Raw genomic sequence first — 23,661 nt, forward strand, 5'->3', positions numbered from 1 at the left:
GTTTGACCGCATCTACGTAAATGGCGACAACAACGTAGAAAACCTAAAAACCGGTGACGAACGCTGGAAAGTGGTATTGATTGAAGAAGAGTTTGGGAAGAAAATGTTTGAAATGAATTAAAAAATAGAAGTATATGCATATACATAAATTTCAAATCAAGAATTTCAAGTCCATTAAGGACATTACCTTGTATTTCAACAAGGACTTGAATATACTAACAGGGGTAAATAACTCAGGAAAAACAACGGTTTTGGAGGCTTTATCACTTTGGCAAGAGTGTTTTACTAAACTTATTTCTGAGGCCAAAAGAGGAGAAAAAGGCTACAAAAGAGGAGATTATGTATTAGGCCCTTCTTATAATAAGTACTTCCCGTTCAATGAGATCAATTCGGTGAGAAGTCCCAATTTTGAGGATATATTTCACCAAAGAGTAAAAAAGAATGAAGTTTTGTTAGCATTAACGCTAATAGATGAAGAAAACCTAGAACTTTGTATTCCATTCACCATATCAAGTTCTGGTAGTAACTATGTTATTGCTTTACAAAATTATAGCATCTATGATCACAGAGCATTCAATGATTATTTTGCTAATTTACCCAATCCAATATCATTAATTTATAGTACGCCTGTCGCACAGATAAATCTTGAAGAAGCTTTTGTAACCGATCCTATCATTAAAGAGCAGCTATTAGTACGAAAATCCGAAACTGTATTAAGAAACAGGCTTTACAGAATTATTAGTGGACTCGATGCCACTCTTAACGAAGCTTTTCTTAATGATTTGAATTATGTTCTTTACAATTCAGAGAAAAAAATCGAATTTAAATCCGAAACTAATATCCAAAAAGATGCTAAAGCAATTATTCTTTTCAGAGTAGGTTCTAAAGACGTATTTAAAGACTTATCCCTACTTGGAAGTGGTACATTACAAATAATCGGCATTCTTCTGAATATTCATTTGAAATCAGAAAATAAGACGGATTTGAATATTGTTTTACTTGATGAGCCGGATAGTCATATCCACAGAGATATTCAACGAAGATTAGTCGAAGTATTCAATAAATACGGTAGCGGAGTGCAAACATTTTTATCTACACACAATGAATCATTAATTAGAAGTGCTGCACCTTATCAAGTGTTTCATTTGGAAGGAAAACCTACTGGAGAAATAAGAAGTATTCATTTTAATATTGACTCAGGTCATCTAGGCTTGCATTTCAAAGGTATAATGCCAAGTAATTTATCTCCTGTAATTCGTTCCATTGGTAATACCACGGGGTTGGATTTTATAAATGCTTTGGAAGCAGATAGACTCGTTTTTGTGGAAGGTGAGGATGACGCAAAAGTGTTCAGAATTTTGCTCAACCAACAATTGAACAACAGAAAAAAATACATGTTTTGGGTTTTGGGGGGTATAAGTGAAGTATTCGAAAATATACTTTCTTACAAGGCTGTATTTTCAGGTCTTAAAAATGGAACAAGCCTTTGGGACAAATCTGTTTTAGTTTTTGACAAAGATGAATTATCAAACGAGCACAAAGACTTATTTACTCAAAAATTCAAAGAAAAATTAGGTATTGATACTTATTGTGCAAACTCTTATACTTTCGAGGCAACATTGTTTTCTGATTTGAGAAAAACAGCGAAACTATTATCAAAACTGATAGAAAAAGCAACAGCAACAATTGTCAGCGAGCAAGACATTTTTGATGATTTAGAATCGAATTATTTGAATTATGATGTAACATTAAAAGCTAAATTCAATGATGAATTTCATAAAAACACCTATTATAGATATAAAAACAGTAAGGTTGAAAAAACAGCTCAAGTCTTTGGTCAGAGAGCTGTAAATATGGATGAACACACTTTTGTAAGTTATGTTCGAAACTATTTTGATGAAACAATTGCGAAAGAAGAGTACCATAAAATTATGGATAAGTATGACGTTGAAAATGTCGTTAAACAAACAATTGATAAGCATGGTGTCAATTTTTCTATTGAAAGCGACTTTATCGAATTAATTAAGTTGGTTGATAAATCTACATGGATTTCAGAATGGGATTTTCTAAATAGAATTTAATGGCAAAACTCAGTTCATCACTCGTACTTAATAAATATATACTCAATCTGTTTGGGGTAACAGATTTGGAGGCATTGTCATCTGATTTAAAAGATTCATCGTTGGAAGGGTATGACGAGAATAACATTTCCCATTTCCATCATGCTTTGGTCGCAAGGTTCTACAGCAATGCAAATCTTCCCAAGGAATTATTACTTCAATATGATCAAAATATTTTTTCTCATACCCAAACAATTTCAGAGAAAAGGACAGAACCCATCAAATGGAAATATTTTCAGTATTTGGCATTGCTTTTTACAGAAATCTATTTAGACAAATACTTCAGCGATAAAACCGCCTTAAAAAGTGAGTTAAATACTTTTTTAGACTTCAATCACGGCAAACATGGCAATGATTTTAAAGTGATCAATGAATTCAAATTAGAAACTATTATTAATGATTTAAATAAGCTTGCTTATTGGAATGCAACAGGTTCAGGTAAAACCTTATTGATGCATGTAAACATTTTGCAGTATAGGTATTACTTAAGTCAACACAATCTTGAAAAATCGCTGAACAGAATTATTGTGCTAACTCCCAATGAAGGACTTTCTAAACAGCATTTAAAGGAGTTTGGTCAGTCAGGCATGGAAGCGGAATTGTTTGATAAATCAGGCGGCTCTTTATTTTCAGGGCAGAAAATTGAAATCATTGACATTCACAAACTCGAAGAAACAAGCGGCAATAAAACGGTTGCAGTTGAAGCATTTGAAGGTAACAACTTGGTTTTAGTAGATGAAGGACACAGAGGTGCAGGTGGTACAGAATGGAAAGACAAACGAAACCGTTTGTGTGAAACAGGTTTTTCATTCGAGTATTCAGCCACATTTGGTCAGGCAGTACATGCTTTATCTGGTGCAAAACAAAAAGCATTGATTGATGAATATGGAAAGGCAACATTATTTGACTATTCCTATCGCTATTTCTATAATGATGGTTATGGAAAAGATTATCAAATTTTAAACCTAAATGAACAATGGCATGAACCGGGAAAAGAAGAACGTGTTGTTCTTTATTTGACTGCCAGTTTACTTTCGTTCTATGAACAGTTATTGGTTTTCAAAGAGCATGGAAAAGCCATAGAACCATTTTTGATTGATAAACCATTAGCGATTTTTGTAGGTGGTAAAGTAACCAAAAGTATCAGCAAAGAAACGGCTTCTGATGTGGTGGAAGTATTAAAATTCATTGAGGCTTTTGCAAAGAATGACGCACAATCTATCGAACGAATTAAATTATTATTAGAAGCCAAAGATGGTTTGAATAATGAATTAGGACATTCCATTTTTAGAAATGCTTTTAAAGAAATCCGTAAATCAGGAAAATCAGCACAGTTTGTTTTTCAGGATGTTCTAAAAGAAGTTTTCAATTCAGATGTTGCTGGAGCTTCCTTGCATGTAGACAACCTTAAAGGACAAGAGGGAGAAATTGGTTTACGCATTGGTAACGGAGAGTATTTTGGAGTTATTAATGTGGGTGACGATAAAGGTTTATTAAAAATATGCGAAGCACACAAAATGAACACAGGTGAAAGAGATTTTTCCAGTTCATTATTTCACGACATCAATAGCAAAAGCAGTAAAGTAAATATTCTAATAGGTTCAAAAAAATTCAGTGAAGGTTGGAGCAGTTGGCGGGTAAGCACAATGGGCTTGTTGAATATTGGTCGAGGCGAAGGTTCTGAAATCATTCAGTTATTTGGTAGAGGTGTACGATTGAAAGGCTATAAATTTTCATTGAAACGCAGTACAGCATTAGATGCCAGTTTAAAACCTGAATACATTCCTGAAGTATTACCCATCCTTGAAACGCTGAATATTTTCGGTTTAAGAGCCGATTACATGCAGCAATTCAAAGATTACTTGGAAGAAGAAGGCTTGCCAACTGATTCTGATTTTGAAAAAATTACCATTGACATTTTGCCGACCATTTCAGATTTGTCGGAGAAAAAGCTGAAATACATCAAGGTTAAAGATGGCTCCAATTTTAAACGTGATGTTTTGGTGGATGCTGTAATAACCGAAAAAGTTCCGCCAGTGATAGTGGATTGGTATCCGAAAGTCCAGGTATTAAAAAGTTCTAAAACCACAAATGTTTCAACCGTAGTAACAGTGGAAGAAGGTAAACTTGAAAATATTCATATTGCCTTTTTAGATTGGAATAAAATCTATTTTGAAATACAGAAGTTCAAAAATGAACGCAGTTGGTATAATGTAAACCTATCCATTGAAGCATTAAAAGATATTCTTCAAAGTTCGGAATGGTACACCTTACTAATTCCTTCCAGCGAACTTGAATTAACTGATTACAGTAAAGTAAAGCTTTGGCATGAATTGGCTCTTACACTTTTGAAATCATTTGTAGAAAGACTTTATAACTATCAGAAAAACAAGTTTTACAGCGACAAGATAGAAGTTGCATTTATTGATAGCACACATCCAAATTTTGAAGCAGAATACAACTTTCTTGTTAAAAAGACAGAGGACAGGCTAATCGGAAAGATTAAAGAATTAAAGGAAGTAGTTCGCAAAAAAGAATTTCAGGAAAACTTCAAAATCGACAATGACTTTGAGGCTTTGTATGCCAATCTTCATCTTTATCAGCCTTTAATTTATATTGACAAAGGCAGATATGAAGAAGTAATAAAAATACAACCGGTTCCTTTGAATAAAGGCGAAAGAGATTTAGTTGAAGACCTAAAACAATATTTTAACACCAATACGGAGTTCTTTAAAGACAAAAAACTGTACTTATTGAGAAACATGAGTAAAAAAGGTATTGGCTTTTTTGAGGCAAACAACTTTTTCCCTGACTTTATCCTTTGGCTTGTCATAGGCAACAAGCAATACGTTTCATTTATTGACCCTAAAGGACTTAGACAAATTCAAGGTTTGACAGACCCTAAAATTCAATTACATAAAACAATCAAGACAAGTATTCAACAAAAATTGAATGACCCGGACATTGAACTAAATTCATTCATAATTTCTAATACCCCTTACAACCAATTGAAACATTGGAAAGGACAAGAAAGCATTGAAGACTTTAATTCAAATCATGTATTTTTTCAAAGGGAGCAAAGAGATTTTTTTGACCTACTTTTTAGATCGATTGTAATATAGTTAAAGATCGTTTGAATTGCGAATTAATCTGGGGTTCATGGCAATTGAGCTACATTTTTCTCGATTTTTTATGCACACACGTTAACACGATTTTTCTGCAACAGCGATTGGAAAAGCAAGCGTGCGCGTAAAAAAACGTACAACAGCACGCGGATTGTAGCGACCAACGGAAGCTATAAGACGTGTAGCTGTTGTTGTTTTTTTAGCGCACCTTGACTTGGAAAGCGCGGTGACCGGCACAGGTATTTCCAGCGAACGTTTGCCGGGCAGTTGCCCAAATAAGCGACCTAAAATCGTAAAAATAGCTTGGAAACGCTCGCATAAATGTAATATCTTCGCTTATAACATGGTTACACCGACAGGAATTATGCGACTTCGCTATTTTTTACTTTTTATTTTTTGCAGCGTTGTAGCAGCCGCGCAGGAGCTTCCGACGACGGTTGCCGACACGACCTTTTACTCGAAAGTTGATTCGTTGTATCGCGAAGACCAATTTTACCTGCGTATTACTTACAATTTGGTGAGACAAATGCCTGACGGATATTCGCAAAACGGTGTATCGCCCGGTTTTGGCGGCGGTTTTCTGCGCGATTTTCCGCTGAACAAAAAGCGAACATTTGCTGTAGCCGCCGGTATGGGCATTTCGTACAACAAATACCACCACGATTTACAAGTTAGCGAGTTTGATGGCATGCGAAACTATGTGATTTTACAAGATGTGAATTACGATCGGAATAAAATGGAACAAGTTTTACTGGAGTTTCCGCTCGAAATTCGGTTTCGAAATTCAACGCCGGAGTCGCACAAGTTTTGGCGGTTTTATGCCGGTTTTAAAGCCTCGTATTTAGTTTTTTCGAAAACCAAATTCGTTGGAAACGAAACGGTTACGGTTATTAATAATCGGGATTTTCGAAAATGGCAATTTGGTCCATACCTCTCGGCAGGCTACAATACCTGGAATTTTTACGCGTATTACGGCTCGCAACCTTTATTCCGTAACGCGCAAATTGATGGCCGACGCATTGACTTAACGACCTTAAATTTAGGTTTGATGTTTTATATTTTGTAGAAAGGCTTCGCTAACCGTCTTAAAACCAAAATAATAGCAGTAATTGCGGCGCTGTTCCGACGATTAAACCCGCGAGTAATTCGCTTGGTGTGTGTGCTTTCATGAGGAGTCGCGATGTGGCTACAGCACCGATAGAAAACAAAAGCATTGCAATTACCGGCAATAAGTTTACCTGAAAAAACAAGGAAGTTACTACAACAAAAGTTGCCAGACCGCTTGTAGCAGTGAGGTGCAACGAAACTTTAAATTCTAGAAAAGTGGCCACTAAAGCCAACAGCGTACTGATTAAAGTTCCTAAGAAAAAGTAGTACAACGGTAAGCCAAACTCAACCGAAACCGTATTTTTCAATAAAATAAACACCAATAAGCTATGAATAGCTAGAGGCATTTTACGCTGGTTGACATTTGCCAACATAATAGACTCTACTTTTTTGTAAGATCGCAGTAAGAAATAAACGGTTAGCGGAATAAACACCGTAACCAAAATTATTTGAATGTAAAACAGGTATTTAGCCTCGGCAGGATAATTGATGCCAATAAAAAAATCGTAGAAAGTAACGGCAAATAGCGGCGTAAACAGCGGATGGAACACGTATGAAAATCCGATTAGGATGTTGCGAAGTGCTTTTTTTAGCTGCTGATTCATTACATTTTCTTACGCATACGCGCCACGGGAATGTCGAGTTGTTCGCGGTATTTTGCAATGGTTCGGCGCGCAATAGGATAGCCGCGTTCTTTGAGAATTTCGGCTAACTGATCGTCGGGTAACGGTTTGTGTTTGTCTTCTTCGCTGATTACGTCTTGCAAAATCTTTTTGATTTCGATGGTTGAAACATCTTCACCTTGATCGTTTTTCATGGCTTCGGAGAAAAACTCTTTGATGAGTTTCGTTCCGTAAGGCGTTTCCACGTATTTGCTGTTGGCCACGCGCGAAACGGTTGAGATATCAAGACCGACTAAATCGGCGATATCTTTCAAAATCATCGGTTTCAGTTTGGTTTCATCGCCATCTAAGAAGTATTCTTCTTGATAATGCATGATGGCGTTCATGGTTACAAACAGCGTTTCTTGGCGTTGCTTGATGGCATCGATAAACCATTTTGCTGCATCGAGTTTTTGTTTGATGAACTGCACGGCTTCTTTTTGTTGCGACGATTTATCGCGAGAAACCTTGTATGTCTGCATCATTTCTTGGTAATCGCGCGATACGTGCAAGCTAGGTGCATTACGTCCGTTAAGCGTGAGTTCGAGTTCGCCGTTGTTGATGCGAATCGCAAAATCGGGCACAACGGTTTCGGTGAGTCGGCTGCTGCCTGCGAACGAGCCGCCTGGTTTCGGGTTGAGTTTCTCGATTTCGTGAATCGCTTTTTTCAACTGCTCGTTGCTGACACCGTATTTCTGGGCGAGTTTGTCGTAGTGCTTTTTCGTAAAGGCATCGAATTGGTTCTCGATGATATCGATGGCTAAATCAACGTATTCCGAAGGTGTTTTGTGTTTTAATTGAAGCAGCAAGCACTCTTGCAGATCGCGCGCACCTACGCCCGAAGGTTCGAGTTCGTGGATTACGTGCAGCATGCGTTCCACGGTTTTTTCGTCGGTATAAATGGCTTGGGTAAAAGCCAAATCGTCTACAATATCGGCGATGCTTCTGCGGATGTAGCCCATATCGTCGATCATTCCCACAAGAAACTCGGCTATGGCGCGTTCGTTTTCGGAGAGAATGAAGGTATTGAGCTGATTGATAAGATCTTGATGAAAACTAACCGCTGCGGCGTACGGCGATTCGCGGTCGTCATCGTCGTCGCTGTAGTTATTGATTTGTGTTTTGTAATCGGGCGTTTCGTCGTTACTCAAATACTCATCGATGTTGATGTCGTCGGCATCGATGTGTTCGTTGTCGTCGTTATCATACTCGTCGTAACTGTCGTTTTCGTAGGCGTCTTTTTCAAATTCGTCTTCATTGCCCGATTCCAGTGCCGGATTCTCGTTCATTTCTTCCATGAGGCGTTGTTCGAACGCTTGGGTAGGAAGCTGAATCAATTTCATCAACTGAATTTGTTGAGGCGAAAGCTTCTGAGAGAGTTTGAGGTTTAGATGCTGTTTTAACATAACGATTATTGGTAGCCTAAATTTACGGATTTAGAAGCACGTGTGTCAAGCCGAAATTTATTTTTCCAACGATTAAAATTCTGCGTTTTGTGGTGTTCTTGGGAACGGAATTACGTCGCGAATATTGCTCATTCCGGTAACGAAAAGTACCAAACGTTCGAAACCAAGACCAAAACCGGAGTGAATTGCCGATCCGAAGCGGCGTGTATCGAGATACCACCACAATTCTTCTTGGTCGATTCCGAGTTTTTCCATCTTTTCGACCAGAACCTCGTAGCGTTCTTCTCGCTGCGAACCACCTACAATTTCCCCAATTCCCGGGAACAAAATATCCATAGCGCGAACGGTTTTTCCGTCTTCATTCAAACGCATGTAAAACGCTTTGATGTTTGCCGGATAATCGAATAAGATTACTGGAGATTTAAAGTGTTTTTCAACCAGGTAACGCTCGTGCTCCGACTGTAAATCGGCGCCCCATTCTTCGATCACGTAGGCAAATTTCTTGTTTTTATTGGGTTTGCTGTTTTTGAGAATATCGATTGCTTCGGTGTACGAAACGCGCTTAAAGTTGTTTTCTAAAACAAAGTTCAGCTTTTCGCGAAGTTTCATTTCCGAGCGTTCGGCTTGAGGTTTTGATTTCTCTTCGTCTAACAAACGCGACTCGAGGAAGGCGATATCGTCTTCACAGTGATCGAGCGTGTATTTGATGACGTAACGAATGAAATCTTCCGCCAAATCCATATTGTCGTGCAAATCATTAAACGCTACTTCGGGTTCAATCATCCAGAATTCGGCTAAGTGACGCGAGGTGTTTGAATTTTCGGCACGAAATGTCGGTCCGAATGTATAGACTTGCCCTAATGCCATCGCGTAGGTTTCCGCTTCAAGCTGACCAGACACCGTTAAATTGGTATGTTTTCCGAAGAAATCTTCTTTGTAATTGATGGTTCCGTCTTCTTTTCTTGGAATTTGATCTAGGTTTAAAGACGTTACTTGAAACATTTCGCCCGCTCCTTCTGCATCGGCACCCGTAATTACAGGTGTATGTACATACACAAAGCCTTTTTCTCTAAAATACTGATGAATGGCAAAAGCGAGTGCAGAACGTACGCGCATGATGGCTCCAAAAGCGTTGGTACGCACGCGAAGATGCGCGTTTTCACGCAGGAATTCGAGACTGTGTTTTTTCGGTTGCATCGGAAACTTCTCCGCATCCGAATCGCCCAAAATTTCCAAACGCGTTACCTGAACTTCAAATTTTTGACCGGCGCCCTGACTTTCCACCAAAGTGCCGTGCAATTGCAAAGCAGCACCGGTTGTGATTCGCTTTAAAGTTGTTTCATCGGTATTTTCAAAGTCGACAACACATTGAATGTTGTTAATTGTCGATCCGTCGTTCAATGCAATAAACTGGTTGTTACGAAAAGTTCGTACCCATCCGCGAACGCCAACCTCTGTATTTACAAGGGTTCCGGCCAATAAATCTTTTACCTTAGAATATTTCATAATCGGGCAATCTGTTAATTTGCAATAGCGCGCAAATATAGTTTAAAAAGTATTTTTTTATGCTAAGACGATAAATCGCGATGTCCGGGCATTTGATCGATTTCATCGTCGGTGCGTTCGGCAATTGGAACAATCGGTTCTTTAAATTCTTGTTCGTTTGCCAAGGTTTTATTGAGTGTTAATACCAGCGATGGAAGTAACATTAAGTTCGATAACATGCCGAAACAAAGTGTTATCGAAACGAGGCCGCCGAGAGCAATCGTTCCGCCGAAGCTCGACAACATAAACACCGAAAATCCAAAAAAGAGCACAATCGAAGTATAGAACATACTTAAACCGGCATCGTTAAAGGTGGCATAAACCGATTTTCGAATTTTCCAGTTGTTGCGTTTCAGTTCTTCACGGTACTGCGCCAGAAATCGAATGGTATCATCAACCGACAAACCAAAGGCAATTCCAAAAACTAAAATGGTAGATGGTTTTAATGGTATATCCAAAAAGCCCATTAACCCAGCTGTCAATAAAAGGGGAAGCATGTTTGGAATGAGCGATACTAAAATCATTTTCGGCGAACGGAACATAAATCCAACTAACAAACAGGTCAGGAAAAAGGCAAACAGCAACGACGACATTAAATTATCGAGCAAATAGCCCGTTCCTTTTTGGAAGACAAAAGCTTTTCCAGTAATTGTTACGGTGTAGCGATCTTTCGGGAAAATTTTATCGATTTCTTTGCGGAGTTCGGCTTCGATGAGTGGAATCTTATCGCCGTTTTCGTCGCGCATAAATGTGGTTACACGAGCATAGCGCCCGGTTGAATCGACATAACTTTTTAATAAATCGGTTTTCTGGCTTCCGGAAGAATTCTTAATGTAGGTAAGAATAAACGCTTGTTCTTGAGAGGTAGGAAGTGCGTAGAATTGCGGATTTCCGTTGTAATACGCTTGCTTAGCGTATTTTATCACACCAACTACCGAGAGTGGTTTCGACAAGCCCGGCACTTCATCGATCGCTTGTTCGAGCTCGTCGATACGACGCAAAGTAGCCGATTTCATCACACCTTTTTTGCGCTTGGTATCGATCATTATTTCCAGTGGCATAACGCCGTCGAACTCTTTTTCAAAGAACTGAATATCTCGGAAGAAGTCGGTATTTCGAGGCATGTCTTCGATGATACTGCCGCTGATACGCATTTTGTATATTCCAATGATGCTCAACACGAGTAAGGCTACAGCCGCGCTGTACACGGAAAAACGATTGTATTTTACGGTGCGCAATATCCAATCCATAAAAGTTTTCACGGCACTGGAATCGAGGTGTTCGAGATGGCGATCTTTCGGCGGCGGAATGTAACTGTGTGCAATCGGAATCACAATCAAACACAAGACAAACAAGCCCATGATGTTTATTGCAGTTACGATTCCAAATTCCAACAATAATTGATTGTTCGAAGTAACGAAAGTGGCAAAACCAATAGCGGTGGTCAGATTGGTCATGAGCGTTGCCATACCCACTTTTGTGGTAACGCGTTGCAGTGCCTTAACTTTATTTCGGTGTACTTTAAATTCTTGATGGTACTTGTTGGTAAGGAAAATACAGTTCGGAATGCCAATAACAATTACCAAAGCGGGAACCAGCGCGGTGAGTACTGTAATTTCGTAGTTTAGAAGACCGAGTATGCCGAACGACCACATTACGCCAATAATCACAATGATGGCCGAGATAAGTGTAGCTCTGAAACTTCGGAAAAAATAGAAAAACAGTAAAGAAGTAACGAGCAATGCCGCACCGATAAAAATGCTGATTTCCGATAAAATTTTCTCGGCATTTAAGGTTCGGATGTAGGGCATACCGCTTACGCGAAGATCCACTTTCGTTGATTTCTCGAAATTTTCCACCAGCGAAACAAAGCGTTTTAGTATGTATTGTTTGCGTTCGGGCGTGTTTACCAAATCTTTTCGCATGTAAATGGCGGCACGCACCGTTCCGCTTGCTCGATTGAGCAGCAAACCTTCGTAAAAAGGAAGCTTTGTAAACAGAACTCTTTGAAGCGAATCGAGATATCTTTGGTTTTTCACTTTAGCCGCATCGACAAACGATCGGAGTTCGAAACCTTGAATCGAGTCGTTTCGCGTGAGAACTTTGAGGTTGTTCGGCGCTAAAACCAGACTAATTTCCTTGTCGCTTTCTAAACTGCTAATCAATTTTTGCCACTGCTCAAAAGTCTGCGGTTTAAACAAATCATGTTGCTTTATTCCGATGACAATCAGGTTTCCTTCTTCGCCAAAGCGGTTTAGAAAGGCGTTGTATTCAATATTTACCGGATTGTCGGCAGGCAGTAAATTAGCTTCGGTATGCGTAAATTTGATGTATTTCCACTGCAAACAAAGAAAGGCAGTTAAAACGGCCAAAGCTATGAGCATGAGTGTTTTATTTCGCAAAACAACCCGCGCAATTAACTCCCAAAAGCCCAAACTAAACCACTTAACCATCCAAAAAAATTTCGGCAAAGGTAGCGTAAAACTAAGGGTTATGGAATAGGAAAATGCGCGATTTTACGGCATTTCTTAATCGGTTTACAATTTAAATTTCACGTAAAATGTTTTGAAAAGAAAATGTATATATTTGAAAACATCGACATTTGAATTTTTAGGTCTTTTTGTGAATGAAGAATTTTAAAAACACAGCTTTTTACATATTGATAACCGGCGGATTTTCAGCGCTGATTTACTTCATTCTCATTGAAGGCAAAAAAATGCAAGGCTATGTTCCCAAGCCGGCGTTGAAAAATATCCCGGACCAGTGGGGACATTTCGTCGAATCGATGATCGAAAGTGTGCGCGAACCTCTGGCGATACTTTTGCTGCAAATTATTACCATTATTCTGACTGCTCGAATTTTTGGATGGATTTTCAGAAAAATCGGACAACCCAGCGTAATTGGCGAAATGATTGCCGGTATCGTACTCGGACCCTCGCTTGTTGGCATGTATTTTCCGGAATTTTTCGAAGCCCTTTTCCCGGTGGCGTCTCTGGCGAATCTGAAGTTTTTGAGTCAGATTGGATTAATACTCTTCATGTACGTTATCGGTATGGAACTCGACCTCAGCGCGTTGCGAAATAAAGCCAACGACGCCGTAGTCATCAGTCACGCGAGTATCATTTTTCCGTTTGCGCTCGGAACGGCCCTCGCCTACTTCATTTTCACTGATTTTGCTCCAAAAGGTATTGCCTTCTCCTCGTTTGCCCTCTTTTTAGGAATTGCCATGAGTATCACCGCGTTTCCGGTGTTAGCACGCATTGTTCAGGAACGAGGCATTCATAAAACAAAGCTCGGAACCATCGTAATTACGTGCGCGGCCGCCGACGATATAACCGCATGGTGCCTATTAGCCACCGTAATTGCCATTGTTAAAGCAGGCTCGTTAATTTCGTCCTTGTACGTAATTGCTATGGCAGTAGCCTACGTTTTTCTGATGCTAAAATTGGTAAAGCCGTTCTTGGCGCGCGTAGGAGCACTGAAAAACTCACGTCAAAGTTTGAGCAAGCCGGTAGTAGCTATCTTCTTGTTAACGCTCATTATTTCAGCGTACGTAACCGAAATTATTGGAATCCACGCCTTATTTGGTGCGTTTATGGCCGGTGCAATTATGCCTGAAAATGCACGCTTTCGCGGAATAATCATCGAAAAAGTAGAAGACGTTTCTGTAATCTTACTTTTACCTCTCTTCTTTGTTTTCACGGGTTTACGTACACAAATTGGTTTGATAGACGACGTTGAGTTGTGGAAAATGACCGGTATAATCATCGTTGTAGCGGTTGCCGGAAAATTCTTAGGCTCGGCTTTGGCAGCAAAATTTGTGGGTCAGTCGTGGCGCGATTCATTTACCATTGGTGCCCTGATGAACACACGAGGTTTGATGGAACTTATTGTATTGAACATCGGTTTAGATTTGGGCGTACTTACCACCGAAGTGTTTACGATGATGGTAATCATGGCGTTAGTTACCACGTTTATGACGGGACCGGCGTTGGATTTAATCAATTACATTTCGAAGAAAAAAGATTCGATTGTACCGGAAACGGTTACTTTGAGCGATAAATTCAAGATTTTATTGTCGTTTGGAAACGCCGAGCGCGGAAAGGCGTTGCTGCGATTGTCGCACGCGCTTACGCAGAAAGAACAGCAAACAAGTATAGTTACCGCAATGCACCTCACCTTGAGTAATGAATTACACACCTTTGAATTCGACGAACTGGAGAACAAGAACTTCAATCCGATTCTAACGGAAGCTAAAAATCTAAACCAGCCAATATTAACGATTTTTAAAGCGTCGAACGACATTGATACCGACATTGTTGAGATTTCGAACCAAGGTGATTACGATTTGCTGCTCATCGGATTGGGGCAGTCGATTTTTGACGGTACTCTATTGGGTAAGGTTTTGGGGATTACGACTTCGATCATTAATCCGGATCGTTTGTTGGATAAGTTCACCGGAAAAGAAGGATTGTTTGCGAATTCGCCTTTCGACGAGCGCACCCGACTCATTTTATCCAAAGCAAAAATGCCAGTTGGAATTTTGGTGGAAAAGAACTTAGAACAAATCACCAAGGTTTTTCTGCCGATTTTCAGTGAAGACGATCGTTTTTTAATTGATTACGCTGCGCGATTGATTCGCAACGGCGTTTCTTCGGTTACGCTAATCGATCCAAACAACGTGGTCAAAAACAATGCGCAATTTTACGGAGCGCTCGACTTAATTGAACGCGATTTCCCAGGCAGTACCGATATGTTGGAAGATCGGATTATAAAGAAAGAATTTTTGGCGCAGCAAGACATTATGCTGGTATCGTTCGAAAGTTGGCGAAAGCTTGTTAGTTCGCAAAGTGTTTGGTTGAGCAACAGTCCATCAACGCTGATTATGCGGGCGTAATTTTGAATTACACTAGTTTCTTTAAAACCCTAAATTCAACATAAAACTCAGCTTTATTGCGATGTTATCCTCTAATCGCGGAAGTTGATTGGGTCCGTAACGATAAAAAGCCGTAAGGCCAAAGCCGCTATAAATTTTATTCAACTCTAAACCCGATTCTAAAAACCCTTTGTCGAGCGTTTTAAACGGAATGCCAACATGACGTTCTCGATTGCGCATCGTTCCTACAGCACCGCGCGTAACCAATACAATTAAAGGTCTAATTTTTCCACTAATTTGCAGCGGTTTAAAGCCGTGTTTTACATGTAATGCCGCGAACGAACTAGAGAAAAACTCATTGAAAAACATGGTTTCAAAGCTGTTTTTACCCGCGATAGTGATGCGTTGCAGTAATCTGTCTTTCGTTAAATTGTTTGGGGCTGTGTTGTATAAATGAGTTAATGGCACTGCGCCAGATGCCATTCCGGCTTCGAGTAAAATAGAAAATCGCTCACCGCCAATAAACTTCTTCTGATAATCTACCCGAACGTCGAGCTTCTGAAAATCAAAATTACTTCCAAAAATATCTTTAACACTTTTAGTTAGCTGGAACGTGAAACGCGGATACCTCTTATAAATCTCTACACGACCGGTGGGAGTTTGCATAAAATCAGAAAACGGATTCCATTGTACTGAGGCTTGGAACGTGGAAAGAGTAAAATTGTCAAATACTTGCCCGTTGTAATTAAACAGGTAATTAAAAAGCGGTGTAACTTCCATGTGTTGGAACTGCCAAATACTCTCGGTTTTGGGAATGATTTTCGTTTCTGCGTAAGCGCGAACCGACCTATAATTGTAAAATGTAGAAATGTTAATTGGGCGCGGATCGTATAACTTGAAAACACGTTTATCGATCGTATAACTCGTACTCGCAATCTCTCGAATGTCGTCCGAATAACCAGCGCCAATCCATGAACTTGAAAACTTACCGATTCGAACTGCGGTTCCTAAACTGTATTTCGCTTTTCGATCTTTCGTTCCAAAGGCATAATAACCGTCAAATTTAATGTACTGTGAAAGTCGCTCGTTTGTAATACCGCCCACGCCCAACCGAAAACCTTCAAAATTGTTGTAGCTCAGCAACTGACGCAAATCCATATCAAAAAATGAGAACGGTACGTATCCATTTAAAATCTTTCTACCAATGCGCAGCTTGCTTTCTATACCTTCGGCACGCACCAAACTGTCGAGTTTTCGATACGTTTCCGGACTTTTTTCGTCGGGATATCGTTGCATATACTCATTCCAATAACTTACCGGTCGGCGAACTGCTGCGTCGTTAATTTGAAGCGCAATTGCCGCCTTCTTTATAGTAACTTCTGTATTGAGCTTCGGATTTTCATAATGCGTTTGAGAAAGCAAATACGTTATATCGGTGAGCTGCTGTTTGCGCGTTCGATAAATCGGACTGTCTTCTGGATCAAACTGAAACGTCTCACCGAGTATACTGATATCTTTGTTGTTCTTTCCTTTAACTACTTTGAACTCCTTTTTTGATATGATGTACAACGAACTTTCTGCATCGTAGCTAAATTCGTAGCGGGCCGTTACATCAAGAACACCTTGAACTCTGAAGACTGCTGCTGCAATTGCAAAATTCTCTAAGTCACAATACAAAATTCCGCTTAATCCCTTTTTTCGCGACTTCTTATTTTCAAAATGCAAAACAGCAAGATTTCTTTTCGATAATTGAATAGTATCTAAAATAGTAAGTTGAAACAAATCTTGTTCGCTGGCATTTAGTGGCGAAGCGTATCTGGTTTGCAGTACTTCAAAATAATTTTCGTACACAGAAAACGATTGCAGTCGAAATGCAACCAACTCATAAATAGGAGTTTGCAAACCCGACATACGCGCGGCTGTTATTGTTTCTTTAAAGTTGCCTTTGCTTAACTGAAACTTCGAAACTTTTTCAGCGTCAAACAAATGTTGCTTTTGCACCAAGGCTTTAAATTTCACACTACTGCTGTCGATTTCCATACGCTTCTTACCCAGCCATTTGCGCTTGTAAACCGTGTCTAATTTCGCATCAACGTCGGCAGCATTGGCAGTTACAACAACTTTATTATACGCTTCGATTTCAAAGGTTTGCAGCTTTTTCAACGGATCGTTATTGCGTTTGTTTGCAATAACTTTTTGTAGCAATGCTGTTGCATTGCGGATTGTCTCCGCTTGTTTCGGTTTGCTGTGCACTTTTATTTGTTTGGGAAACACGTCTGCAAAGCGATATTCTTGCGACTCGTAATCCAAGGCACTAATTTTAATTAGAGCAGGCAGCTGTTGTACCTCAATTTCGAAATATCCGTTAATGTCGGTTGCCGTTACCCGATTACCGGCTACTATCGAAACTCCGCTCACTGCGCGTGCCGTGTTCGAATCGATTACTAGTCCACGCAACTGCTGCTGACCGTGCGCTGTAAAGAACAGCAGCATAAAGAAAAGCGTGACACTGAATTTTTGCATAGGATATAAAAAAATGTCCGCACTAAGGCGGACATTAGCGTAATTAATACGAATTAGACTTTCATGATTTCGGCTTCTTTAGCCGCTGTCAGTTCGTCTATTTTTTTAATATACGTGTTGGTTAACGTTTGCACTTCTTCTTCTGCCGACTTGCAAACATCTTCCGACATACCATCTTTTTCCAGCTTTTTGATATCCGTATTGGCATCTTTGCGCACATTTCTCACGCTAATTTTCGCGTCTTCTGCTTCTGCTTTAGCTTGTTTGGCTAAATCTCGGCGACGTTCTTCGGTTAGCGGCGGAACACTGATAATTACCACATCGCCGTTATTCATTGGGTTGAAACCCAAATTGGCAATCATGATGGCCTTTTCAATGGTGTGCAACAAATTTTTCTCGAACGGTTGTACGGTAATTGTTCGTGCGTCTGGAATACTGATTTTAGCCACCTGATTTAAAGGTGTTTGCGATCCGTAATAATCTACAAAAACACTTCCGAGCATAGCCGGAGATGCCTTTCCTGCGCGAATGTTCAAAAATGATTTTTCCAAGTGAGCAATTGCTGCATTCATGGATTCTTCAGCGCTGTCTAAAATAAAATCGATTTCTTCGTTCATAACAGTTTCTTGTATTTAAACGGTAACAACTGTACCTATGGTATCTCCTTTACAAATTTTTAGCAAATTCCCTTGTCCGTTCATATCAAATACAACGATAGGAAGTTTGTTTTCTTGACTTAAAGTGAAAGCTGTAGTATCCATTACATTTAAACCTTTGGCCAAAACTTCTTCAAAACTCAATGTATCGAATTTCGTTGCTGAGCTGTCTTTTTCTGGATCGGCAGTATAAATCCCGTCGACACGAGTTCCTTTAAGGATAACGTCGGCATCGATTTCTACGCCGCGTAGTACTGCCGCGGTGTCGGTGGTGAAATATGGATTTCCGGTTCCTGCGCCGAAAATAACGATGCGTCCTTTTTCGAGATGACGCACCGCGCGGCGTTTGATATACGGTTCGGCTATCGCTTCAATTTTCAATGCAGTTTGCAAGCGCGTTAGCATACCTTTGTCTTCCAAAGCACCTTGCAGCGCCATTCCGTTAATTACGGTTGCAAGCATTCCCATATAATCGCCCTGAACACGATCCATGCCGTTAGAAGCGCCGGCAACACCTCTAAAAATGTTTCCACCACCAATAACTATGGCAATTTGCACTCCTTGATCGTGAATTTGCTTAATTTCATCAGCATATTTTGCCAAAACTCCCGGATCAATACCGTAAGCACGTGAACCCATGAGCGCTTCACCACTCAGTTTTAGCAAAATTCTTTTGTATTTCATAGCGTTTAAAATTGTTGTGCAAATATAGCGGAATTCCGTAATCAGCGAAGAAGCTTATCGCTCAAATGCAGGATGAATAAACTTCTGAAAATAGGCATCGCGCGCCGCTTGATAACCAATATCAAAAATCTGACGCATCCGGTACGTTTTAGTCTCGAAAGTAGAATAAGCCGATAAATCATCAGGCGTAATCACCCAATCGCAAATATTAAACTTTTGGTTGTTGGTATTCGCGCTAAGCAAATCAAATGCCCGCGCGGTTACGTGTTTAATAGTGCGCAAATCTTTGGCTTCGATAGCTTGTAACGGACTCACGTACATGCCGATTAAATAATCGCAACGACCTTGTAAAATATCTGCTGGGAAATGATTTAAAATCCCGCCATCGCTATACACTTTGCCGTTAATGACATGTGGAGAAATAATTCCCGGAAAGGCCGCCGACGCCACCACGGCATCTTTAATTCGGGTTTTGGCTGAAAAAACCGTGAGCTTTCCCCGAATCATATCCGTTGCAGTAATGTGAATCGGAATTTTTAAATCGCCAATCGTAGCTTCTCCAAAAATGGCATCCAAATAACTGGCAAAAGCCTCAGAATCCATCAAACCCGCTTTTCGAAAAGTAAAATGACGCCAGTAAAAAAAATCAACCGACTGAAAAAAACTGAGAATTTCCTCCGGAGTTTTTCCCCAAGCATACAGCGAAGCTACAATACTACCCGCGCTGCTGCACGCAATTTCCGACGGAAACACTTCTACTTCTTCCAAAAACTTTAAAGCACCGGCATGTGCCAAACCTTTGCTTCCGCCTCCGGAAAACACATAACCTACCGCACTTGAAAATTCAGCTAATGGTGTCATACGACTAAGAATTAAACGAAATTAGCCTAATTTTTGTAAGAGACTGCTGTTTCAGTAAAAAAATCATTATTTGCAAAATTTTGATTTTTAGATTGTTGCAAAAAGTATCTGAAAAAAATCAACTTTTTTTGATCGCTGATACAACCATTTCTGATCGAAAATCGTCTTTTAAAATATAAGCAAGATTAAACGTGAAGGTAATCAAATTACGGAACGAACTTGAGCAAGTCATTGAATTGGCACGCAACCGCAACCGACACGCGCAGCAGGAAATTTACAGCCGCTTCGCTCCGAAAATGTTGGGCGTTTGCCGCCAATACATCAAAGACGTTCACCAAGCCGAAGATGTAATGATTTGCGCCTTTCTTAAAGTATTCGAAAACCTGCCGCAATATTCAGGTGTCGGAAATTTTGAAGGCTGGATACGACGGATTACGATTAACGAAGCAATTTCTTACTTACGTGTTCAGAAAAAGGCTGTTTTTATAGACGATTTAAGTAGTGAAAGTTCATGGTCGGAAGAACAACAGCACGAGTTCACGGTGAATGAAATTCAGGAATTAATCGACGCCTTGCCCGACGGTTATCGAATGGTTTTCAACTTGTATGTAATCGAAGGATACAAACACCACGAGATTGCCAAGCTGCTCGACATCAGCGAAGGAACCTCAAAATCGCAATTGTCGCACGCACGACGTTTGCTACAAGAACAAATTATTAAAAGAAAGATGAGCAATCATGAAACCGCATAAACTAGAAGATCAAATAAAAAAAGCGCTCGAGAATCGAGAAATCTCGCCTCGTCCCGAATCTTGGGATCGCTTAAACGCCATGCTTACTGCAAACGAAAGCAAGCCCGTTCGCAAAATTTTTCCGTACTGGAATATTGCTGCTGCAGTGGCTGTTTTTATCGGACTATTCAGCTTTTACCTGTTTCAATCGGAAGAAATAGTCGATGTAGCCTTGCCCGAAAAACAAGTTGTTTCTTCTGAAACAGCAAAACCAGCAGCTGGCGTTTCTGACGACACAGCAAGCAGCGACACCGTAAATCAAAACATACAGCAAAAACCGAGTTTCAATTCATCAATCAATCCAAAAATCAAATCAATCAATCAACAATCAAAGGCAGTGGCTGCTGTACCGCTGCAAACATCTACGCCAAATGCAAACGGCAGTGCAACCTTCGAAAATCAGTTGCAAAACGAACAAAATGCCATTGAGCAAGTAGCTCCAAGCGTTTCCGACGAAGCTCAAGTAGCCGCACTGTCTGAAAAAATCAAAAAGCGCACACGTTTTAAAACCAATCCCGATGCCTTGCTGCAAGCCGCTTCTCAAGAAACCGAACGACAGTACCAAAACCAGATGTTGGCCGCAGTTGCCAAACGATTCAACGAAGTAAAAGTCGTTGTCCAAAACCGAAACACACTAAAATAATCATCAATACACACTACCATGAAATCAATTACTTTGTACTTGGCCTTATTTCTCGCGTCTATACTTTGCAAAGTTTACGCACAAAGCGACTTTACCTCCAGACTGAATGACCTGTCGTTGAAAATGGAAAAAGCCATAACCGACGAAAAAGCGCAACTCGCTAATCAGCTTGAAGCTGTTAACAACCAACTGACATTCGGAACCATTACCGAAGCCGAAGCCGAAACCAAGAAAAAACAGCTTGCTACCGAAAGTGCAGCACGTTTAGACGAGAAACTCGCCGAAATCGATCAGGAGCGCAACAGCTTAATACAGAACAAAATCGATGGAAAAACAGAATTCGCTAAAAGCGATTCGACCAAAACAAAAAATTACAAGTTTCAATTAAGCAGCAAGAGCTTGAGAAATAAAAACGGCGAACTGCGCACCACCACTCAATTTGTATTTGCCATCGGACTCAACAATGTGGTTACCAATGGCTCTATTGCCAACTCCGATTTTCGCGTGTACAAATCACGTTTCTACGAATGGGGATTTACCTACAACACACGCTTGGATAAAAGCTCGCAGCTGTTTCACCTAAAATACGGTTTGTCTTTGCAATACAACGACTTGCGACCAACGGATAACCGCTACTTTGTAGACAACGGAGAAACAACCGACCTAGTAGTTAACCCAGTACAACAGCAGGATGCGCGCTTTAGAAACGTAAACTTGGTGCTTCCGGTGCATTTTGAATTAGACTTCTCAAGAACTCAAGAAAAAGACGGGAAAAAGATTTTTAATTCGCACAACTCTTTCCGGCTTGGTTTAGGAGGTTATACCGGTTTGAACGTACGCTCTAAGCTGGTTCAAAAATTCGACACCGACGGCTACGAGTCAAAAGTGGTTACTAAAGGCGATTGGAATACCAATAACTTCATCTACGGACTCAGCGCGTACATTGGCTACGGCGAAATAAGTTTGTATGCCAAGTACGATTTAAATCCGTTGTTTCAGAACAATGCTGTCGATCAGCGCAACATTTCCATGGGAATTCGCTTCGATATGAATTAAAATTTTGGGTTAGTTAGTTTTGAAAAGGCACTTGTTTTTTAGCAAGTGCTTTTTTTATGGGCGGCTGTTCCGGCTGTTCGCTCCAAGCTTGCCACCGCAACACGGCAAAAGGTAAAACCGCAGTAGCTTCTGCTAGTCGCTCTGCGTTTTTTGCTTTTGCACGCGCCGCACTTGGCAAGGCTTTTTGCTGCCATCCGGGCCGCAGCAATCGTTTCCCGCATGTCGTTTTCCAAAAAAATAGTCGAGAAGAAGCCGCGAATTTTAACAACCGTAATATTGCAATATTACCAAGATTAAAAAATTGAAAAACAATTACATAAACGGCATTTATACACGTTTTCGAAACTAACTTTTCATAAATTAACATTTTTTGATTACGTTCCGCGCGGCCGTGATGGCAGTGAAAATAAAAGCGTAACGGCGGCTTGTGAGGGCGCTTTTTACTTTTGCACGCGCCGCACTTGGCAAGGCTTTTTGCTGCCATCCGGGCCGCAGCAATCGTTACCCACAAAACGTTACCCTAAAAAAAGCTGGAAAAAGTCGCGAGTTTTAACAAACGTAATATTGCAATATTACCAAATTTAAAAAATTGAAATACAACTATATAAATGGCATTTCTACACGCTCACGAAACTAACTTTTAATAAATTAACATTTTTTGATTACGTTCCGCGCGGCCGTGATGGCAGTGAAAATAAAAGCGTAACGGCGGCGTGTGAGGGCGTTTTTTGAACAGCGACCAACGGAAGCTGAGCAAAAAGCAGCTGGAACCGCCCGACGTGCGATTTTATTGCAACGAACAGCGCGAAATGCCGCCCAAAAAATAAAAAAATGGAATCCTAAATGGTGTGCGGCTTTAAACAAAATGGAATGATTTCGTTGGCCTGCAGAGCATANGTGTGAGGGCGTTTTTTGAACAGCGACCAACGGAAGCTGAGCAAAAAGCAGCTGGAACCGCCCGACGTGCGATTTTATTGCAACGAACAGCGCGAAATGCCGCCCAAAAAATAAAAAAATGGAATCCTAAATGGTGTGCGGCTTTAAACAAAATGGAATGATTTCGTTGGCCTGCAGAGCATAGGCTGAAATCTCTGCGGCACTGAGAAAATCGGTTGCAGCCATTTCTCGCACTTCGAAACCGGCTTTGCGCAGTTTACTGCTTTTTTATACCAAAGTCATTTAATTTCCTTTCAATACGATCAAGTCGATTCAAAATATTTAGTAAAATTTCTACATGCTTGGAACATGTATCTTCTTGATTAATTATCACTTTACAAATTTTACTTTTATTTTCAACTGTAGAATAAACCTTATCACTAGTAAAATATTCAAAATTAACGTGTAGCTCTTCGCAAATTTTTTCTATTAATTTAAAATCTATCTTCTTTGTTTTTCCGCTTTCAATTTCTGACAGTGCGGATTGGCTAATTCCTAACTTGTTACTCAACTCTGGTTGAGATAGTTTTCTTGAATTTCGTAACTTTAAAATCTTCAATCCCAAGTCCACAGATTATCTGTTTTTCGTTAGTATTAATTTCTTTTCGAATAGAAAAACAAACTTAACTTTATAATATTTGTAATGTAAAATATTTTGCATATAATTTAA

The 23,661-nt window shown here is 40.0% G+C and carries 17 protein-coding genes; 7 read left to right on the plus strand and 10 right to left on the minus strand.

Annotated elements, in window-relative coordinates; translation table 11 throughout:
- Positions 1–134: 134 nt before the first annotated feature.
- The 3 genes from CHX27_RS15070 to CHX27_RS15080 all read left to right on the plus strand — a co-directional run bounded on the left by CHX27_RS15070 (position 135) and on the right by CHX27_RS15080 (position 6,311).
- Positions 135–2,081, plus strand: a complete 1,947-nt coding sequence (locus CHX27_RS15070) for an ATP-dependent nuclease (RefSeq protein ID WP_094487554.1) — start codon at positions 135–137, stop codon at positions 2,079–2,081.
- On the plus strand, positions 2,081–5,242 hold the full coding sequence (locus tag CHX27_RS15075) for a DEAD/DEAH box helicase family protein (protein ID WP_094487555.1): 3,162 nt from the start codon (positions 2,081–2,083) through the stop codon (positions 5,240–5,242). Before CHX27_RS15070 ends, CHX27_RS15075 begins: the two co-directional genes overlap by 1 nt.
- Positions 5,243–5,588: 346 nt before the next feature.
- Positions 5,589–6,311 carry a porin family protein gene (locus CHX27_RS15080; RefSeq protein ID WP_243389026.1) on the plus strand — a complete coding sequence of 241 codons (723 nt, stop codon included), beginning with the start codon at positions 5,589–5,591 and terminating at the stop codon, positions 6,309–6,311.
- Positions 6,312–6,330: 19 nt separating this feature from the next.
- On the opposite strand, the gene CHX27_RS15085 is transcribed toward CHX27_RS15080, so the two are convergent.
- The 4 genes from CHX27_RS15085 to CHX27_RS15100 all read right to left on the minus strand — a co-directional run bounded on the left by CHX27_RS15085 (position 6,331) and on the right by CHX27_RS15100 (position 12,418).
- Positions 6,331–6,957: a hypothetical protein gene (locus tag CHX27_RS15085; RefSeq protein WP_094487556.1), complete on the minus strand. Its 627-nt coding sequence runs from the start codon at positions 6,955–6,957 to the stop codon at positions 6,331–6,333.
- Positions 6,957–8,420 carry an RNA polymerase factor sigma-54 gene (gene rpoN / locus CHX27_RS15090; protein WP_094487557.1) on the minus strand — a complete coding sequence of 488 codons (1,464 nt, stop codon included), beginning with the start codon at positions 8,418–8,420 and terminating at the stop codon, positions 6,957–6,959. Before rpoN ends, CHX27_RS15085 begins: the two co-directional genes overlap by 1 nt.
- A gap of 72 nt (positions 8,421–8,492) precedes the next feature.
- Positions 8,493–9,926 carry an asparagine--tRNA ligase gene (gene asnS / locus CHX27_RS15095; protein ID WP_094487558.1) on the minus strand — a complete coding sequence of 478 codons (1,434 nt, stop codon included), beginning with the start codon at positions 9,924–9,926 and terminating at the stop codon, positions 8,493–8,495.
- 62 nt (positions 9,927–9,988) lie between these two features.
- Positions 9,989–12,418 (minus strand): efflux RND transporter permease subunit, encoded by a 2,430-nt coding sequence (locus tag CHX27_RS15100; RefSeq protein WP_094487559.1) that lies wholly within the window; start codon positions 12,416–12,418, stop codon positions 9,989–9,991.
- Positions 12,419–12,591: 173 nt separating this feature from the next.
- Between CHX27_RS15100 and CHX27_RS15105 the strand changes: the two genes are divergently transcribed.
- Entirely contained in the window at positions 12,592–14,862 is a 2,271-nt protein-coding gene (locus CHX27_RS15105; RefSeq protein WP_094487560.1) for a cation:proton antiporter, read from the plus strand.
- 21 nt (positions 14,863–14,883) lie between these two features.
- Here the strand turns inward: CHX27_RS15105 and CHX27_RS15110 are convergent, their stop codons facing one another.
- The 4 genes from CHX27_RS15110 to CHX27_RS15125 are packed head-to-tail and all read right to left on the minus strand — an operon-like array spanning position 14,884 to position 19,565.
- Complete coding sequence (locus tag CHX27_RS15110; protein WP_133063494.1) at positions 14,884–17,364, minus strand: DUF5686 family protein; 2,481 nt, start codon at positions 17,362–17,364, stop codon at positions 14,884–14,886.
- 53 nt (positions 17,365–17,417) lie between these two features.
- Positions 17,418–17,981, minus strand: a complete 564-nt coding sequence (gene frr / locus CHX27_RS15115) for a ribosome recycling factor (protein ID WP_094487562.1) — start codon at positions 17,979–17,981, stop codon at positions 17,418–17,420.
- A 15-nt stretch (positions 17,982–17,996) separates the two neighbouring features.
- Positions 17,997–18,704: a UMP kinase gene (pyrH, locus tag CHX27_RS15120; protein ID WP_094487563.1), complete on the minus strand. Its 708-nt coding sequence runs from the start codon at positions 18,702–18,704 to the stop codon at positions 17,997–17,999.
- Between the two features lie 54 nt (positions 18,705–18,758).
- Positions 18,759–19,565, minus strand: coding sequence for a patatin-like phospholipase family protein (locus CHX27_RS15125; protein ID WP_094487564.1), 807 nt, complete (start codon positions 19,563–19,565; stop codon positions 18,759–18,761).
- A gap of 191 nt (positions 19,566–19,756) precedes the next feature.
- Between CHX27_RS15125 and CHX27_RS15130 the strand changes: the two genes are divergently transcribed.
- From CHX27_RS15130 to CHX27_RS15140, 3 genes are read left to right on the plus strand one after another with little or no spacing between them, the layout of a single operon-like run.
- Positions 19,757–20,317: an RNA polymerase sigma factor gene (locus CHX27_RS15130; RefSeq protein WP_094487565.1), complete on the plus strand. Its 561-nt coding sequence runs from the start codon at positions 19,757–19,759 to the stop codon at positions 20,315–20,317.
- Positions 20,304–20,999 (plus strand): hypothetical protein, encoded by a 696-nt coding sequence (locus CHX27_RS15135; RefSeq protein WP_094487566.1) that lies wholly within the window; start codon positions 20,304–20,306, stop codon positions 20,997–20,999. Before CHX27_RS15130 ends, CHX27_RS15135 begins: the two co-directional genes overlap by 14 nt.
- Positions 21,000–21,017: 18 nt before the next feature.
- A complete protein-coding gene (locus tag CHX27_RS15140; RefSeq protein ID WP_094487567.1) occupies positions 21,018–22,055 on the plus strand; it encodes a hypothetical protein in 1,038 nt (345 codons plus the stop codon).
- 13 nt (positions 22,056–22,068) lie between these two features.
- Here the strand turns inward: CHX27_RS15140 and CHX27_RS15145 are convergent, their stop codons facing one another.
- Both CHX27_RS15145 and CHX27_RS15155 read right to left on the minus strand, forming a co-directional pair.
- Positions 22,069–22,539 (minus strand): hypothetical protein, encoded by a 471-nt coding sequence (locus CHX27_RS15145; RefSeq protein WP_094487571.1) that lies wholly within the window; start codon positions 22,537–22,539, stop codon positions 22,069–22,071.
- 669 nt (positions 22,540–23,208) lie between these two features.
- Positions 23,209–23,562: a helix-turn-helix domain-containing protein gene (locus CHX27_RS15155; protein ID WP_094487573.1), complete on the minus strand. Its 354-nt coding sequence runs from the start codon at positions 23,560–23,562 to the stop codon at positions 23,209–23,211.
- Between the last annotated feature and the right edge of the window lie 99 nt (positions 23,563–23,661).

It is taken from the genome of Flavobacterium aurantiibacter, from assembly GCF_002251775.1.
Taxonomy (GTDB): Bacteria; Bacteroidota; Bacteroidia; order Flavobacteriales; family Flavobacteriaceae; genus Flavobacterium; species Flavobacterium aurantiibacter.